Annotated in this window: 12 protein-coding genes, 1 tRNA gene and 1 pseudogene; 10 read left to right on the top strand and 4 right to left on the bottom strand. The window is 46.0% G+C overall.

All coding sequences use genetic code 11. The features are described from left to right. The first annotated feature begins 60 nt into the window (after positions 1-60). The 8 genes from ACKPQ4_RS06705 to ACKPQ4_RS06670 all read left to right on the top strand — a co-directional run bounded on the left by ACKPQ4_RS06705 (position 61) and on the right by ACKPQ4_RS06670 (position 11183). Entirely contained in the window at positions 61-1242 is a 1182-nt protein-coding gene (locus ACKPQ4_RS06705; protein WP_407680422.1) for an AI-2E family transporter, read from the top strand. Between the two features lie 109 nt (positions 1243-1351). Continuing rightward, positions 1352-4939, top strand: coding sequence for a DNA polymerase III subunit alpha (dnaE, locus tag ACKPQ4_RS06700; RefSeq protein ID WP_407680421.1), 3588 nt, complete (start codon positions 1352-1354; stop codon positions 4937-4939). A gap of 57 nt (positions 4940-4996) precedes the next feature. Further along, positions 4997-5197, top strand: a complete 201-nt coding sequence (rpsU, locus tag ACKPQ4_RS06695; protein ID WP_407680420.1) for a 30S ribosomal protein S21 — start codon at positions 4997-4999, stop codon at positions 5195-5197. Positions 5198-5257: 60 nt separating this feature from the next. Further along, entirely contained in the window at positions 5258-7192 is a 1935-nt protein-coding gene (locus ACKPQ4_RS06690; protein WP_407680419.1) for an adenylate/guanylate cyclase domain-containing protein, read from the top strand. Positions 7193-7204: 12 nt separating this feature from the next. Then, a complete protein-coding gene (locus ACKPQ4_RS06685) occupies positions 7205-8638 on the top strand; it encodes an SUMF1/EgtB/PvdO family nonheme iron enzyme (protein WP_407680418.1) in 1434 nt (477 codons plus the stop codon). A 76-nt stretch (positions 8639-8714) separates the two neighbouring features. After that, positions 8715-10202, top strand: coding sequence for a lysine--tRNA ligase (gene lysS, locus ACKPQ4_RS06680; protein WP_407680417.1), 1488 nt, complete (start codon positions 8715-8717; stop codon positions 10200-10202). Between the two features lie 37 nt (positions 10203-10239). Continuing rightward, complete coding sequence (locus ACKPQ4_RS06675) at positions 10240-10710, top strand: DUF443 domain-containing protein (protein WP_407680416.1); 471 nt, start codon at positions 10240-10242, stop codon at positions 10708-10710. Between the two features lie 104 nt (positions 10711-10814). After that, positions 10815-11183, top strand: coding sequence for a hypothetical protein (locus ACKPQ4_RS06670; protein WP_407680415.1), 369 nt, complete (start codon positions 10815-10817; stop codon positions 11181-11183). A 35-nt stretch (positions 11184-11218) separates the two neighbouring features. On the opposite strand, the gene ACKPQ4_RS06665 is transcribed toward ACKPQ4_RS06670, so the two are convergent. Genes ACKPQ4_RS06665 through ychF form a run of 4 tightly spaced genes read right to left on the bottom strand, consistent with a single transcriptional unit; the run spans position 11219 to position 16931 of the window. Continuing rightward, positions 11219-13432 carry a cytochrome c biogenesis protein gene (locus tag ACKPQ4_RS06665; protein WP_407680414.1) on the bottom strand — a complete coding sequence of 738 codons (2214 nt, stop codon included), beginning with the start codon at positions 13430-13432 and terminating at the stop codon, positions 11219-11221. Continuing rightward, positions 13429-14715, bottom strand: a complete 1287-nt coding sequence (locus tag ACKPQ4_RS06660) for a hypothetical protein (RefSeq protein WP_407680413.1) — start codon at positions 14713-14715, stop codon at positions 13429-13431. Before ACKPQ4_RS06660 ends, ACKPQ4_RS06665 begins: the two co-directional genes overlap by 4 nt. A 25-nt stretch (positions 14716-14740) precedes the next feature. Further along, positions 14741-15772: a hypothetical protein gene (locus ACKPQ4_RS06655; protein WP_407680412.1), complete on the bottom strand. Its 1032-nt coding sequence runs from the start codon at positions 15770-15772 to the stop codon at positions 14741-14743. Positions 15773-15827: 55 nt separating this feature from the next. Further along, entirely contained in the window at positions 15828-16931 is a 1104-nt protein-coding gene (gene ychF, locus ACKPQ4_RS06650) for a redox-regulated ATPase YchF (RefSeq protein WP_407680411.1), read from the bottom strand. Between the two features lie 130 nt (positions 16932-17061). On the opposite strand from ychF, the gene ACKPQ4_RS06645 reads away from it, so the two are divergent. Beyond that, positions 17062-17138 (top strand) — tRNA-His (locus tag ACKPQ4_RS06645). A 289-nt stretch (positions 17139-17427) separates the two neighbouring features. Beyond that, positions 17428-17978: pseudogene (locus ACKPQ4_RS06640) on the top strand (hypothetical protein); the annotation flags it as partial.

Below are 17978 nucleotides of genomic sequence, written 5' to 3'. Positions count from 1 at the left end.
AGAAAGAGGTTCTTGCCCTCCGACCCAACTAAAGGCAAGAATCAAAGGCGTAATAATGTAGTGAACGAAGTAACAAAGAGAACCAATTTTTTTTCCCGGGGGCAGTCCCAATTGCTCGCCTTTACCCTCTGTTCCGGTTGTTTATTCGTTCTCCTTCTTTTAATCGGGTGGGTTGTAAAATCATTGGGCATTTTTTTGGATCACTTTGCCACGGTGCTTTGGCCACTTGCAATTGCATCAATTCTAGCCATTTTACTTCGGCCGCTCGTTCGTAAAATTGAAGAGGGGGTTGGGCTGAGTCGCAGGTATTCAATTATCTCATTGTACCTTATTGTTTTGTCCGTTGTTTTTTTAATTCTTTGGGGAGTGGGTGGCGAAGTAGTCCGGCAATCCCGTGACCTTATGGGCTCTTCAGTGGATTGGCCGGAAAGAATTGAAGCGCGGGTTCGACAATCAGTCAGTCCGGAAACTTGGTCGGTGGTTTCAGAAAAATTTGGCCAGTTTAAACGGGACTGGAAAGAATCACTCCAAGCTCTGGGAACCCAGAATCCTGAATTAACCCAAAAGTCTGCCCAAGCCTTGCAAGATGCTTGGTCAGGTATTCGTTCATTTTTTTCGTATTTTGCATGCCTGGCAATAGCACCCATTTACTTGTTTTATTTTTTGGATTCCCGGCGGGATCATTTGGCTGATCTTGCCGGTCAGTTAAGTTTTTTTGGTGCCAATACACGTAAGGACTTGGTTTATTTAATCAGGCAATTTAAAGATATATTGGAAGCATTTTTTCGCGGACAATTACTGATTGGTGCAATGATGGGAATTGGCTATGCCATTGGCTTTAGTCTGTCTGGTCTTAAATTCGGCATTGCCCTGGGTATTTTCTTCGGAATTTTAAATATTGTTCCTTTTCTAGGATCGATTATCGGATGTTTGACTGCCTTGCTAGTGGCTTATTTACAACCAGGTGGAATTTTGGAAAGCGGAGAATGGAGCGTTCTTTGGGGCTGTGGCATTACTTTTTTAGTGGTGCAAATCCTCGAAAGTTATTGGCTTAGTCCAAAAGTGATGGGAGATCGAACCGGACTGCATCCGGTTGTTATTATTGCCTCGGTTTTCTTTTGGGGTTCTGCATTTGGAGGGGTACTGGGAATGATTTTAGGAATTCCACTAACCGCTTTCCTCATCGTTCTTTGGCGCTTGCTCAGGCAAAAATATTTGCCCGCCTCAAATTCTGTCTCTTAGTTCTTAAAAACTGTTTATATAGCAGGGAGATTTTCGCTTGTGCGCAAGATTGCCTTGAAACAGCCTTAACCTTTCGAAATGTAAGTATAACGCTACCTCTTCATTACCCTTGGCTAACAAAGACAAAGATTTTGTGCATTTGCACGTCCATTCGGACTACAGCTTGCTTGATGGTTGTTGCCGGATGGATCGATTGATGGACCGTGCGGTGGAGTTGGGAATGTCTGCCATGGCCCTTACTGATCACGGAAACCTCTTCGGTGCGATATCCTTTGTTAAGCAGGCGGAAAAGCGCGGAATTAAACCAATTATTGGTTGTGAAGGGTACATTGTAACTGATCATAAAAACGACGAGCGGCCAGGGCGGGAAAATCACAAATCTTACCACCTCGGTCTTTTGGCGAAGAATTTTGAAGGATATCAAAATCTCTGCAAAGTGGTGTCCGATGCTCATGTAGATGGTTTTTATTATCGTCCCCGAACCGATTTGGAGAAATTAGCCGAGCATGCCAAGGGCCTGATCGGATTTACCGGTTGTATGCAGGGTTGGATCCCTCAACTCATTCTTCGTGGTCAGGAAGAAGAGGCCGAACAGGCACTTGGTCAGATGGTCGATATCTTCGGTAAGGAAAATTATTTTGTCGAACTTCATAACCATGGAATTGAGGAGCAGGCACAATTGGTTCCCCCGTTAATCAAACTTGCGAAAAAATTTGGCCTTAAAACGATTGCCTCCAACGATGTACATTACGTCAAAGGCGAGGACTGGGCTCCTCACGACGCTTTGCTTTGTATTCAAACCGGTTCAAAATTGGACGATGTTAACCGGATGCGCTACGAGGCTCGCGAATTTTATTTAAAATCGCGCGAGGAGATGGAGGACCTCTTTCGCGAGGTGCCCGAATCCATTGTAAACACCTTTGCCGTGGCCGAAATGTGCGAGGTTAAATTACCATTTGGAGAGAACAATTATCCCGTGTTTACAATGCCTCCGGAAATTAAAACCGAGGTTTCAGATAATATCGAATACCTAAGAAAACTTTGCATAGAAGGCCTCCATCAAAGATATGAGGTTACTTACGAAGAGGCTTCCGAACGGGCTGAAGAGGATTCTCAGGTTAAGGAATTAAGCGAACGTTTGGACTACGAACTCGGAGTTATCGGTAAGACAGGGTTTAACGATTACTTTCTTATCGTTGCGGACTTTATGAACTGGGCTCGTGAACAAGGGGTACCGGTGGGACCGGGGCGTGGTTCCGGTGCGGGATGTCTTGTGGCTTATGTGTTGGGTATTACTGATATTGATCCTCTGCGCTTTGGCTTACTTTTTGAACGGTTTCTCAATCCAGAACGGGTTTCTCCTCCCGATTTTGATATCGACTTTTGTATGCGCCGTAGAGGAGAGGTGATCGAGTATGTCCGCGAGAAGTATGGCCGTGACTGCGTGGCCAATATTATCACCTTTGGTACTTTCGGTGCAAAAATGGTCATTCGGGATGTTGCCCGGGTGAGGGATCTTCCCTATGCCGAAGCCGATAAGTTGGCCAAAATGATTCCCGACGACCTCAATATTTCATTAGAGGATGCATTGGCAAAGAGTCCGGAACTTGCGGGGGAATATAAAAATAATCCCATTGCTAAACAGATTGTTGATACCGGCCGAGTGATCGAGGGAATGGTCCGCAATTCAGGTACACATGCAGCCGGAGTCATTATTGCTGACCGCCCGCTCAAGGAACTTGTGCCATTGACCAAGCAAGATGGAATTCTCACCACCCAATATCCCAAGGATCCGGTGGAAGAATTGGGCCTGTTAAAAATGGACTTCTTGGGATTGAAAACACTCACGGTGATTTCTGAAACCGAGGCTCATATTCGGAAAAAAGAGGGCTTGGAGGATTTTCGGGTAACGGGAGTCCCTCTCGAAGACGAGCCAACCTTCAAACTTCTTAACGATGCTCAGACCATCGGAGTTTTTCAATTGGAATCCGAGGGAATGCGCCGGCTATGCCGGCAGATGACCATTTCTAATGTCGATGAAATTATCGCCCTTATCGCCCTCTATCGGCCAGGGCCAATGGATTGGATACCCGATTATATAAAGGGCAAGGAGGATCCATCCACGATTAAATTCCCTCACCCATTGCTCGAGGATGTATGTGCTGAAACCTATGGAGTAATGGTCTATCAGGAGCAAGTAATGGAGGCGGCAAGGCGGATTGCTGGATACACCCTTGGTGGTGCTGATATTTTGCGCCGGGCGATGGGCAAGAAAAAGCCTGAGGAAATGGCCAAACAGCGGGAAATTTTTGTTAAGGGTGCCAAGGAGGTCAATAAAATCGAATCCAAAAAGGCCAACGACATCTTCAATATTTTAGAAAAATTTGCCGGTTATGGATTTAATAAGTCTCACTCTGCGGCTTATGGGATGATAAGTTATCAAACCGCTTACCTGAAAGCCAATCATCCAGTTGACTTTATGGCGGGAGTATTGGCTTGCGAACTTGGGAATTCCGAAAAACTTTCTCACTTTCTTGGGGAGTGTCACGATATGGGTATATCAGTGCTTGGTCCCGATGTGAATGAATCTGGGGAGAATTTTACTCCATTAAATGGTGAGGGAGATGGATTGGGATCGATTCGTTTTGGACTTTCCGCAGTCAAGGGGGTGGGGGATATTGCCGGAAAATTAATTGTCGAGGAACGTTTAAAAAATGGGCCATTTGCAGATTTTGGAGATTTGGTCGAGCGGGTGGATGGAAAAGCCTTAAACAAGAGGGTCTTGGAAAGTTTGATCAAAACCGGAGGGTTTGATGCCCTCTATCAAAACCGAGCAGCCCTGCTATCCGATTTGGACAGGGCAATGGGCGAGGCTCAATTACGCCGAAAAGATCGCGAGGCCGGACAGGCAAATCTTTTTGATATGATGGGTGGGGAAGAGGAGACAGATGAACCTTCATCCGAAAACTTTGGTCCCAATGGAAATCACGCTGTTCCGGAAATGGACAACCTACAAAAATTGAAGTTTGAAAAAGAACTTCTGGGTTTCTTCTTATCCGGCCATCCAGTGGATACTTTAATGGGGTTGGGGCCCTTAGTGGATACCCTTCGCTATGAAGATTTAGAAAACCTGACCGAAAAAATATCTTTTCGTTTATGTGGGGTGGTTTCCGACGTAGAGCGGAGATACACGAAGAAAGATGCTAAGCCTTGGGCACGTTTTAACCTTTTGGCGAAGGAACGGGATTTATCTCTTCCGATGTTTCCGGAAGCTTACACGAAATATGGAGAAGTTTTGGCAGACGGCGAACTCATGGTGGTAACTGGAGTAGCCTCGGTAAAAGACGGAGAAATCCGTATCAGCGTGGACAAGGTTCAAACAATCGACGGTTGCCTGGGTAAAATCATCGATGAATCTACCTGGTTAATCGATCCAGTTCATACAGATGCTGCAGATTTTTTAATTGATTTGCACAAGGAAAGCGAGCGGGGTATCGGCAGTGCAAAGGTGAGTGTAGCTTTTGCAGAAAAGGAGGAAGGAGACGGAATGGTCGTACAATTGGATGATCGTTTTAGGCTTAAGTTTGGATTGGAAAGCTTTTCAAATTGGAGGAATCGTCCTTGTGTAAAGGGGGTAAGGATTCGTGTTTTTGCCCCTGATCCTCCAGTGGAAAGAAAATATGGCCGTAAGAATTAGCCTTCCGACTTGACGAATCCCAGGCTCAATATACTATCCAATGTTTGATTTAAAATTATGTCTATCGAAATTAAACTACGCAAAGGTGAACCCATGGATCGTGCGATCCGTCGTCTCAAGAAGGCCCTGGATCGAGAGGGCACTATTCGTGATGTTCGTGCCAAACGATACTTCACGAAGCCTTCTGATAAGAATCGTGAGGCTCGTAAAGTTGCCGCTTTCACTCAAATGTTGCGTACCCGTTACGAAAAGATGTAAATTTTCTTTTTGGGGAAATTTACTCGTATTCCTAACGAGAAACCTCTAGCAATTGAGATTATGTCTCAGTTAGCAAAGAGGAATTCAGTAAGTCTTCGACGAGAATGGCGTCTCTTTGATCGTGATCGTGCTAATCCTGAAGCTTTTCTTAAACTGTGTGAGAGAATGGTGCAAGTGGGTGAATTTTTGCTCGCCCATGATGTGGCAAGGGCAGGGTTAAAACTTCATCCAAATCACAAATCCTTAGCTCAGCGGGCAGCTCATGCACTTTGTAAGGCTGGTTCCCCTTTAACTGCTACTTTAATCCTCGAAGAACTTGTATCTTCAGGGGTTAATGATGTGGAGACACAGAGCTTGCTTGCCAGTGCTTATAAAGACCTTTGTGAGAACACGAATAATTCCTCAAAGAAGCAAGAGTATGCTGACTTGGCAATCGCTCGATACGAACAGGCATACTTAGGGAAAAAGTCAATGGATCCTAATGGAGGGGATGCAGACAACCTTTATTATCCTTGCATAAATATTGCCTTCATGAATTTCGTTTGCATGAACTACGAAAAGGCCCGCGAATATGCCGCAACGGCCGGTAAAATGTGTTTAAAAATCCTTGAAAAGGATGAAGACAATTACTGGGTCAGGGCGACTCAGGCCGAAGCCTTTCTTTTACTTGGGAATATAGATGAGGCCCTTGACGCTTACGCATTGGCGGTAGATTTAACTGACGCTAAACCATCCTATATCGCCAGTACTCGTAAGCAGGCCCTACAAATCAGTTCGCTTTATGAGGACGAAAATATTCGTCAAAAAATTACCCAAGCTTTTCCAACTTTAGGAATCATTGCCTGTTCTGGTCATTTAATCGATACTCCAGGCAAGAGTCGCAGATTTCCCCAAGAGGCTGAACAAATCGTGCGGGCTAAGATTGAGGAAAAACTCGATTTTTTAGGTGCGACTTGTGGCTACAGTTCCGCGGCCTGTGGAACTGATATTATTTTCTTGGAGGCTATGGCCGAGCGTGGTGGAGAAACTCATGTGTTTCTCCCATTTGCAAAGGACGAGTTTATTCAAACCAGTGTGGCTCGGGGTGGTGGGGATTGGGTGGCGCGGTTTGAAAAAGTTTTGGACGACGCCACTTCGGTACACTATGTAACTAACGAGGGGTACTACGGAGATGATGGATTATTCTCCTTTTGTAATGATGTTATGCTTGGTTTCGCAGCTATGCGCAGTCGCGGATTGGATGAGGTGCCCGATTTACTTTTGTTCTGGGATGGTAAGAAAGGTCAGGAGGGGGGGACATCAGAAGTGGCGAATTCCTGGAAAGATACTTTTCAAGAGCCCCAGATTATCAATTCAAATGATGTCTTGGCGTTGCTTGATCAAATAGATGAGCCCCCTATTCCCAAAGGAGATACCAAGCCGATCTTCGTTAAAAGTTTTGGTGATACCGTAACCGCTCTACGTTCTGTTAAGACTATGCTCTTTGCGGATGTTGAATCGTTCACCCGGGTAAATGAAGAATTAACCGCTCAGTTTGTGGAGGTTTTTCATGGAGGTGTCGCCAATATGATCAAGGAATTAAACTGTAAGCCCGAATTTGTGAATAGTTGGGGAGACAGTTTTTTTGCCGTCTTTGATGATTTGAATGACGCATTAAAATTGGCGATGAATATGCGTGATTTTTTTGGAAATGGAAATTGGCCAGAACTTTCAGGAAGTGGGAATTTGGATGTACGTATATCGATGCATGCCGGACCGGTTTACGAAGAGTTTGACCCTCTTTTAAAAAAGAGAAATTTCTTTGGGCGTCATGTTAATCAGGCCGCCCGAATAGAACCTATTGTTCTTCCAGGCTCTGTTTTCGTATCGGAAACCGTTGCTGCTCTTGTATCTTATCGTTACGGAGAGTTTGATTTTGAATACGCTGGAAACCTTGAGTTAGCCAAAGATTTTGGTGCTTACCCGGTTTATATTCTGCAAAGAAAAGGTTACTAACGGATCCCCCTTATGCAGTCATCCTCGCAAGCACTTGGGATTTCTCCCCCCTTTGACGCTTATTCGGGCGAAGGTCCATACACTTTTGTCAGTTATGCCCATGCTGACAAGGTCATGGTCTTTAATGCTATGCGAAAACTTAACGAAAGAGGGGCGAATATCTGGTACGATGAAGGAATCAAACCAGCGGGCGAATGGGTGGAGGAAATTGCCCATGCAATCAAAGCATCTTCTTTGTTCTTGGTTTTTATTTCTCCAAGATCGGTTGATTCCCGTTATGTCAAAAGTGAGGTTGGTTATGCACTAAGTGAAAATAAGGAAATTCTTACCGTTTATGTGGAAGAAACCACTTTGCCGGCTGGACTTGCATTATGCCTTCAACAGTTCCAATCGGTTTTTCTGCAGGATGCCAATTGGAAAGATAAAGCATTGGAAGCCATTTTTGAAAAAATGGATGCTCCTGTTTCTTTTCAATCTGAACTGGTTGATAATGGAGAAGAAGTGGTGGATCACGGGAAAATACTTTGGGATTTTTGGGAGAAATCCAGAGAGCGCCAACTTTTAAGGTCCAATACCTCAAAACCTGAAGCAATCCCACGCTCTAAGCTATCTGGGAGGAAACAGGTTTTAATTAAAAAAATTCAAGAACCTGAAGCACAACCATCCAAGAGTGCTGGTTCGACTAGGCATCCATTTGCGGTAAAGGTTGAGGTTAATCTTGAGAAAGAGTCTTCCCATAGTGCTGGCGATTTGTATAAGGATGCAAGTGCTGGAGATTTTTCCTGGATTCCAGGAGGAGAGATTTCGCTCAAGGTTCCCTATTCCGATGAAAGTAAAACCGTTCGGGTAAAAAATGGATTCTGGATGGCGAGATTTTTAGTTACCCAAGGACTCTATAACAAGGTAATGGGAAGTAATCCAAGTTATTATGATTCTTCGATTAGTGGGGACTTCAACAACCTGCCGGTAAATAATGTTTCCTGGCTTGATGCTGTTTCCTTTTGTAAGGCACTAACCATTTTGAGTAAGGGAGAAGGCAAACTTCCAGAAAACTATGAGTTTAGGCTGCCCACGGAGGTGGAGTGGGAATATGCATGCCGGGCTGGCACACTTTCAGATTATTACTTTGGGGCTCAGGCAGATAAACTGCAGGATCACGGATGGTTCCGTGGGAACAGTCAAAAGAGGTTGCACCCAGTCGGTTTAAAAAAACCAAATCCATGGGGGCTTTTCGATGTTTATGGCAATGTCCGGGAATGGGTGGGGAATTCTTTCGTTAATACCTTACTCAATGATTCCGAACAGGATGAATTTCGAATAAGCCGGGGTGGGGCGTATATGAAACCTGCCTCCGAATGTGAGTCTGCCTCACGATCAACCAATTCCCTGAACCACCGTTTTCGTAACCTTGGGTTTCGTCCGGTTTTAGCAAAAGTTCCCACCTGAGTACCAACCTATTTCCACCTTTAGGGAATTTCCATTGTCACTTGAGGGTGTGGCCGTCATAGTCTAACACTTTAAAATGAGCGACCAGGTAAAGAAAAACCCTACCGACCAAGAGGTATTGGACGGAAGCGATCAAGTGGCGGTACGCCAAGCAAAATTGGATGTATTGCGCGAATCCGGAAAAGATCCTTTTCAAGCAAACTGGGAACAAACTCATGCTTCCAAACAGGCGGTAGGAATGCTTGGTGAAGAAGAGGAGTTAGGACCTGAGGTCTCAGTGGCTGGTAGAATTGTTGCCTTTCGCCTAATGGGAAAGGCGGCCTTTTTGAAACTGCTCGATCGCGAGGGTAAAATACAGGCATATGTCCGCCGGGATGAAATTGGAGACGATGAGTACGCCACTTTTAAAAAATTGGACTTAGGAGATTTTATCGGAGTACGTGGACCGCTCTTCCGTACCAAAACAGGAGAAGTCACGGTTCGGGCAAAGGAATACCGTTTGGTGACTAAGGCCCTTCGTCCATTGCCTGAAAAATGGCATGGGCTAAGTGATAACGATCAGATATACCGCCAACGTTACCTCGATCTCGTGGTAAACGATGAGTCACGCCAACGCTTTCAAACCCGCAGCCAGATTATTCGAGAAATTCGCGAATTTATGTGGTCGCGGGATTTTATTGAGGTCGAAACTCCGATGTTACAGTCGGTTTCCGGAGGTGCTGCGGCCCGTCCGTTCCGCACTCATTTTAATGCCCTTGATTGCGATTTTAACATGCGTATTGCTTTGGAGCTCCATCTAAAGCGTATGTTAGTGGGCGGGTTTGATCGCGTCTTTGAGGTCGGCCGGGTTTTTCGTAATGAGGGACTTTCCCGTAGGCACAATCCTGAGTTTACCATGCTCGAGGCCTATCAAGCTTACTCCGATTACCGTGGTATGATGGAGCTTACCCGTTCTCTAATCCAACAAGTCGCCCAGCGAGCATTGGGTAATTTGCAGATGGAACGCCCGGATGGCGAGGTGATCGACCTTTCTGGGGAATGGCGCGAAGCAAAGTATAAAGATTTAATTATAGATGCGGTCGGTCGGGAGGATTGGTTTGATCTTCCTAAATCTGAAAAACTGCAAAAAACCAAACAACTTGGAATCGAAGTCGATCCTGAGATGGAAGATTTTGAGGTCACCAACGATGTGTTCGAAAAAATAATCGAGCACACCTTGGTTCAACCCACTTTTGTTACTCACATTCCCAGGGAACTTTGCCCACTTGCCAAAATTACTCAGTCCGATCCTTCAACCATTGATGTGTTTGAACTTTGTATAAACGGCCAGGAGATTGCCCCTGCTTATTCCGAACAAAATGATCCTGGTTTACAGAGGGAGGCTTTTCTTAAACAGGTCGGCGAAGAGACTCAGGAATTGGACGACGATTTTTTACTCGCATTGGAACACGGAATGCCCCCGGCTGGTGGTATGGGTATGGGGATCGATCGGCTTGTCATTTTTCTGACCAAGGCGGCCAATATTCGCGACACCATTCTCTTTCCTACACTCCGTCCGCTTTGACCATCCACTCGTATGATCGCTCTGGGGGAATAGTCGTTTGAATAAGCTTTCTTCGGACAAGGTCATTGTTATTAAACCTGTTTGGTGGAGGCAGGCATGTTTCACTCTGTTTCTTTTTGTGCTCGCGATCTTTTTTTCCTTTGTCGGGTATTTTGGTGCCTTGTTTAGTTGGGCGGGTACAATCTTTATGACCTTGGTAAGTGTGCTTAGTTTACTGGATCAAATATTTGAATGGTCGCGTTTAAAGATCGATCGGAATGGGTATTCCTTGCGAGGTTGGTTCCGTCACCAATCTTTTGCCCACCATGAAATTCAGGATTTTCAAATTGTTGAATTTACTGGGAAAAAACTCTTGGCTGTAGAATTTAAAGAATATGCCCGAAAAGAACGCGGCCTTGCCGACCAGCCTGTTCCGTTCCCCTGTTGTTTTGGACGCTCCATTGATGAAGTTTTTAAAACCGTTCGGTCGGCAATCGATCGTACACCCCGACGAGCCCAAAGAAATTGAGATTTTGAGCGATTGAAATCGCTCCCGTCCCTGTTTCATCCAAGTCTTATACTGTGAGGAATTCGATTGTAAGTTATCTCCTTTTTTTAATCACTTTTTTTTATGTGGGTTGTAAACCTATGCAGTCGGATGGTTTCTTTACCAGTGCTGACCGCTATGAAGAATTTCGTACCTACGATCAGGACTTTGGTTCCCGGATCGAACAGTATCTTGAACTTGCCAACCAGGAACTGCTCGAAAATTTTGAACAAAAGAAATACTTAATGATTCGGGAAAAACAACCACCCCATGTTATACATCCACGAAAAGACTTATCTCTGAGGGGAATCATCCGTTCTGCCCATGAAGCAGGCAATTTAACAACTGAACAAAAGAATTCCTACCTTGAGAAATGCGACGATTTATACTCGATTTGGGAGAAGCAATGGCGCACGGTCAGAAAAAAAGCGAAGCACCTAGGCATTGAACATTGATTCCTCAGTTCTGAGAAAATTGGCCGGTACTCGATCTAAGCAGTCTTGGGGCTGGCTTTGAAAAACAATGAGAAGAGGGCAGGAAGGTAGGCCAGTCCGATAATTGCCAATTGCGATCCGATAAAAGCCATCAGAGGCACAAATGCTTTGTCCATAAATCCATAGGAGTGTAGCCCCACACCCAACATATTGGTCCCAAAATAAGACCATGCGGTTACCACATTTCCAAAAATCGCCAGAGCAGAAAGACCACGGACCTTGGCAATGCCTGCCCATCTTGCATGGAGGATGATTGCGTTCCAGATAACAATCAACAAAGCTCCATTTTCCTTGGCATCCCAGCCCCAGAATCTTCCCCATGACTGATCTGCCCAGATTCCTCCAAGCACCGTGCCTACCAGGCTAAAAAATAAGGAAAAACAGGTAATCCCAAAAATCATCGACACCAGAGTGCGGTCTAAGTCCTTTCCCTTGTTCTTCGATCGTGTGAGCTTTCTGAAAAGCATGGAAAATACATAGGCAATTCCGAGGAATCCAGCGAGAAAGGTAGTGGAATATCCAATGGTTATGGTAACCACATGAGTGGCGAGCCAGAAGTTAGAATCGAGTACTGCTCGCATCATTTCCATGGTGTCACCGGATGGATTGAGTGAGGAATCGATGCTCAGGTTGTGTGCAACCACCAATCCACCAAACCCGATCAGCGATCCCATGGCCGATGCAATACCAAGCCTTAAGAATTTCTCGGTCAAAAAACATAATACTACCGCTCCCCAACTGATAAACAGGGCGGAGGAATAGAGGTTGGTCACCGGGGGGCGCCCCTCGATATACATCCTGCCAACCAAGCCAAAAGTATGGGCAATTAATACCAAGCCGGTGAGCAGGTATGCACAATTCAATAAGGCCTTGGCAGCGCCACTTTGTGCTTGTCCAGGTTTTAAGTAAGCCGAGATCAGCCAGGATACACAGGCTATGAGAAAAATCCATAAATAGCCGATGGAGCTTCGGTAAAACGGTTCGTATCCATTGTAAGTCTTTTCAAATGCAATTGTGGATATATCTGCCTCTGCCCGTTTGCTTATTTCTGCGCGGATCTTTTCGACTGACTCATTAAAGGTTTGGGCATCTCCAGTCTGGTAAGCATTTTCTAATTGCTCATAGTTTCCGATAATTGGATCGATTCCTTTTCTTAATTTGATGGCCTCTGCATACTGAGCGGCAAAAAGGGCACTAGGATCCATTTTCAGATTCTGCCTGATGCTTTTAATTTGATCGGGGAGGTCTGCATCTGAGCTGGCTACCAGTGCCTGGACCGTGGAAATGAAGCGAGCCGGATCAATCTTTGCTTTTTCCTTGGATTCCAATGGTTCTGTGCCCACGAGGGACTCTCCAATCTTACGCCATTTCCCGCCGCTCTCTCCCAATTCGGGTGGAAGGGGGAAGAATTCTGCATATAAATTATATCGGGCATAATAATCGATGAAATACATCAACGGACCCATCGCCTCCTTGTTTCCCATTCGTACCTTGTCTGGGTTGTTTGCCAAGTCAGCCGTCAGTTTGCGGAAGCGCTTGTATTCATCACTGCGTCCGCTATCCGTCTCCGCATTGTAAAAGAGGGGAGATAGGCGGCTATGGTCATGCACCGCAGAGGAGGGGGCATGAGGGGGGGGAGCCAGGGTGGTTTTTAAATTCCGGTAGAGCACGAGCCCATGATAAAGCTCGATAATATTTTGATGGAAATAATTGCGTTCTTCTCTTTCCAACTTACTGGCATCTTGAGCACTCTTTTCAATTTCCTCCACAAAAGGTTCGAGTTCGAGGTAGGAAAAATACTTTCCATCGCTTGCCAGTTTTTTACCAATCAGTCCAAGCACTTGGTCATGATCAATCAGGAAAGTCTTGTGGGCATCTGCCCGTTCCGGAGTAAATAACAAGTCAGCCAACCATTTAATCGCTGGTACCTTTGTCCCATTGCTATCAAGTGCGGTTCGTTTATTGCGCAATACGAGCAAAGTATTGCGGGCCACACTGTCGATTGGTTTTACCCGTCCGCCCCGCAATACTGGAATTCGCGAAAAAGCATCGAGGTTTATTGAATCTTCAACCCCGACTGGTTCCCCTTTGAAAAAATCAAAAAACGAGGAACTGGTATATTTGTTTGGAAGGAATACAAAATATAGTCCGCAAAGAACAAGCGACCAGCTTAGGATGCGTAAACGGGTGGATTTTTTCTTTTCCTTCATACAGTTGCCCGGTTGGCACCGGAATTTTTATTGAGAAAGCGCACCAAATGAAAACTGAATTGCCAGAGCAGACCGATCGATACCAGTACACATGCAATGTAGGGAACCAACCAGCTCGGATTGCGTACCACTTGAAAAACGGTATAGTCCGCTGATTTGTTCATTTGGTACTGGTAAAAAGTTTTGCCTTCATGGCGCAGCGGGGTGTTCATATATACTAATGCCCGCCTACTTTGGTTTTTTTCCATATCCAATACAATTTCGCTTTCGAAATTAAAAGGAATGTCCGTGCCCTGATAAAATTCATTGGCTATCCCAATCAACTCAATGGAGTAGGGCAGGTACTCTCTTTCCGGACGTAAGGTCACCCCCCATAAACGACCGTTTGTACGGATTGGTTGAAAAGCAAGATCTCCCATTTTTGGATTTATCTGGGCCCACCAATGATTGCCCGCAGGGTGCGAAATGGCTGCCCATGTGCCCATACTTTCTGCTCCATCGAGCAATTCAAAAACCACATACCCAAAGTTCATTCCCTCACTGCTAAAATCCTCCGGCTTTGGACGGATTTCCAAATTTGCCGATTGAATAACTCCACGATTCACACCCGCTGTCGGGCCCTTTGCTTTGTTGGCTGGGGGCAGGGAATTAAATTCGCAATTTGGACCAAAGTCCAACACCCGTACTTTAAAGGGTAAACCTTCTGCATAGTGCAGGCCGCCTCGTTCCAGTAAGGCTTCGGGCAGGGCGACCACCCGTTCGGTCTGGGCATCTGTCACATCGATAAAGGCAAGTTCCACCCCATGAAAACGTTCGAGGTAATTTTTCGATTCCCCCTTGTTTATTTGCATGCGGGATTCTTCCTGCATTGCCTGGGTGGCAAGTTGCCCGACTAAAAGCATGATGATTCCCAGGTGGATGAATTGAATGCCCATCTTTTTTCCTGTCCATTGAAAACGGGTAATAAAAGCGGCGAGCAAATTGAGGATGAGCAAACCACCCAGAAGGTATCCACCAGGTATGGGAATGGGTAATGGGTTAAGGAGGTCTCCTCCCCAGAACTGTTCGGGGTAATGCCAAATTCCATACATCGATTCAAAAAACTCAGCCTGGGCACCGCGTATGCCAATGCGTACCTGTTCCAATGTGGCCACAAAGATTAGAATCATCGAGAAACTGAGCAGCGTCAGGGTGATGCGTAAATTGGCAAATGGGATCAACCAGGCAAAACGCTTTCTACGCTCACTCAGTGAGGATATTGATTTTTTTGGTTTTTCAGGCATCGAATGGAAAAAAGAGGTAAATATTTTAATGGTCTCCCAGGCAGAAAGAATCGATCAAACCGAGAAAGTTTTCCTTTTCTGTTTGGGCTAAATTGACATCTCCCATTAATTTTAAAAACCACGACCTCCCCTTGTGGAAAAGAATGGCTGCATAAAGGGCTTGTTCCTCTGATTCTGCCAGCACTAATTTGGCCGGTTTTTCATCAATCATACGATCGCTTAGGTATTGGGAAAGTCCCTGCTCATCCGTTGGGCTCATGCCCACTTGCCCGAGCCACCGGTTTACATTGGCAAGAATGCCCCCCACCTCACCGGGAAAGGAAGTGATTGAAAAATCGAGGGCTTCGCCCGCCTTGTTGCTTACGGAGTAGTTGCCCACACGCATTTGGGTGGATGGCTTGCGATCCCAATGTTTTGGTGCTTCCCAGGTTGGTTGGTGTCCGGAGCTGGTAGCTTGGGCTGGGGGCAGACTGGGGGCAATTGCCCGTACCGGTTCCTTTCCTGCCCGCAGGGTGGTGGATTGTAAGAAGCTGTAAAAATTGTCCAACTCCTCATCGATCAATGCACGGTCGGCAATAAAGGGAAATAACCAAGTCTGGGCATTGTGCCTGTAAAGTGCGAGCAGGGCAGTTCTTGGGGGTTCTTCCTCCCCACTCATGTCCTCGAGACGGATAACTTCAAAAGATCGATCGCCTAGTTTTTGACGGGCTACCAATGGTTGCACGCTCGAATTGTTGTAATCAGGATGGCCGAGTTCACGGGCAAACATATTTACGATCTGGGTAGTTTCCACAGATTCCCGAAAAGGCATCACTCCAATACGCCCCCTTGGCCCCAGGGAAGTTTTTACATGAAAGGAACCGGCCATTATTCCTGACATCCCAGGGTTTTCTCCCCACTGCTCGGGTAACTCCCAGGACACCACGGGGCCCTCATAATGATTGGCAGCAGTGTAAGAACGCACCTCTGGATCCTCCCCGCAGGAAGAAAATAGCATGGCTGTACCCGCAAGCAAAAGTGCGGATCTCCAATTAAGGGGATGAGTTATTGCAGACATGTAGAATTACAGAATATAAAAGGGTGGGGCACAGGCAACCCGAAGAAGGCAGGTTTTAGGCATTACATTTGAAGAGGACAACATCCCCATCGGCAAAAACATACTCCTTACCCTCCAGCCTTAACTTTCCCGCATCTCTGGCGGCAGACATACTTCCCGTGGCAATTAAATCATCGTAGGATACCACCTCTGCTTTGATGAATTTTTTTTCAAAGTCTGTATGAATCACTCCAGCACATTGCGGTGCGGTCATACCCTTACGAAAAGTCCATGCCCGGGCTTCCATTTCTCCAGCAGTTAAAAAACTTGCCAATCCGAGTAATTCATAAGTTCCTTGGATTAAAGAGGTAACGCCCGAATCCTGCACGCCCATAGCGTCCAAATATTCCAGGGCCTCGTCGTCTGCCAATTCGGATAGTTCCTCTTCCATCTTTGCCGATATTGCACAACATGCAGCATCCTGTTGCGAGGCCGCCCATTCCTGAAAGGCCACAAATCGTCCGTTGCTTGTGGGATCGGCAATTTCTTCCTCCTTTAAATTACATGCATAGAGCATCGGCTTTGAACTAAGTAGGTGAAAAGTTTTCAAACGTTCCTTTTCCTCCTCGTCCATTGGTAAAAGATTGGCGGGTTTTCCCTCGTCTAAATGGGGGATTAAACGTTCGAGCAGGGCTACACTGGTGGCAGCATCCTTATCATTGCCCCTGGCTTTTTTCTGGGTCTTTTGATGCTGACTGTTCACAGAATCTGCATCGGCAAGAATGAGTTCGGTCATAATTATCTCCGCATCTGCAACCGGGTCCACCCTTCCCATATTGTGGATGATGTCCTCATCCTCGAAACAACGGACCACATGGACGAGGGCATCGACCTCCCGTACATTTGCCAGAAATTTGTTCCCCAATCCCTCTCCCTTACTTGCACCGGCTACCAATCCGGCAATATCCACCATCTCAATCGCCGCGGGGATCAGGCTGGATGTATTAACCAGTTTGGCAAGTGGTTCGAGCCGTGTATCGGGCACCTGGACTACACCGACATTTGGATCGATGGTACAGAATGGATAGTTGGCTGCCTCCGCCTTGCGGGTCTTGGTCAGGGCGTTAAACAATGTGCTTTTGCCCACATTGGGCAAACCTAGGATTCCAGCTTGGAGCATAACGAAATAAAAAAAGAATTATTTATGTCTCAGTCCGTGGATTCGGTCAACAAGGATGGATCAATTTTGAGCATCATGCTTTCCCATTGACGATTCTGAATGAATTCGTAATTTATGACTTTCTTTTGTGGCGATAGTAGCTCAGTTGGTTAGAGCACCGGCTTGTGGTGCCGGGGGTCGCCGGTTCGAATCCGGTCTGTCGCCCCACTTTTTTTAAGAGAAAAATAAAAGCAGGGTTTAATTCCGTCCTTGCGATTAGCCAAAATCGCCAATCAAAGACCTCTTTAACTGAGTTTGTTCTTAAATCGTGTCAGGTTTTTATTACACATTTTTATGTCCATATGATGTTTAAATATATGTACTATTTGCTTGTGTTTGATCTTTGGTTGTACTTGGATTATTGAAGGAACATTTAGCACCCTCTTTAATATACTCAGCTACGCCCCAGTAATCAGAAATAATCATGCTGAACTGCACCCACTTTTCCCTACCGATTATGAAACGATATAAATTTATTCCCCTTTTTATCTTTTGCCTGGCGGGTACTTACGCCCAAGCCGCCCCCCCTTTTGTAAGCTATGCCGGTCAGGTCGCTTCTGGCGGGCAACCATACCAGGGGACTGGACAGTTCAAGTTTGCCTTCGTCAATGCGGCCGGGGATACCACCTATTGGAGTCACGATAGTACCAGTACCTCCGGTTCTGAGCCCAGTGGTTTTGTCAGTACCCCAGTTAATGGTGGGTACTACTCTATCTTGCTGGGCAACACTGCCATCACTGGGATGGGGGCGATTGATCCATCCCTTTTTAAAACCTATTCCGGTGTTCACTTGCGGGTATGGTTTAGCGATGGGGTGGCCGCCTTTGAGGAGTTGAGCCCCCATCGGCCCTTTGCCTCCGTGCCCTATGCTTTAAATGCCGGCATTGCCCCGGGTGAAATTACCGCCAATCAATTAAGCGAACAGGTCCTCAAATATTTTAAGCCCGAGCTTATCCAAAGCCCACAAGCCCCTGCCAATGTTTACACGGGCCAGCAAATTACCCTTGG

Origin of the sequence: Candidatus Chordibacter forsetii, from assembly GCF_964187505.1 — a bacterium.
GTDB lineage: Bacteria > Verrucomicrobiota > Verrucomicrobiia > Opitutales > Seribacteraceae > Chordibacter > Chordibacter forsetii.
This window is presented reverse-complemented; position numbering and strand designations above follow the sequence as displayed.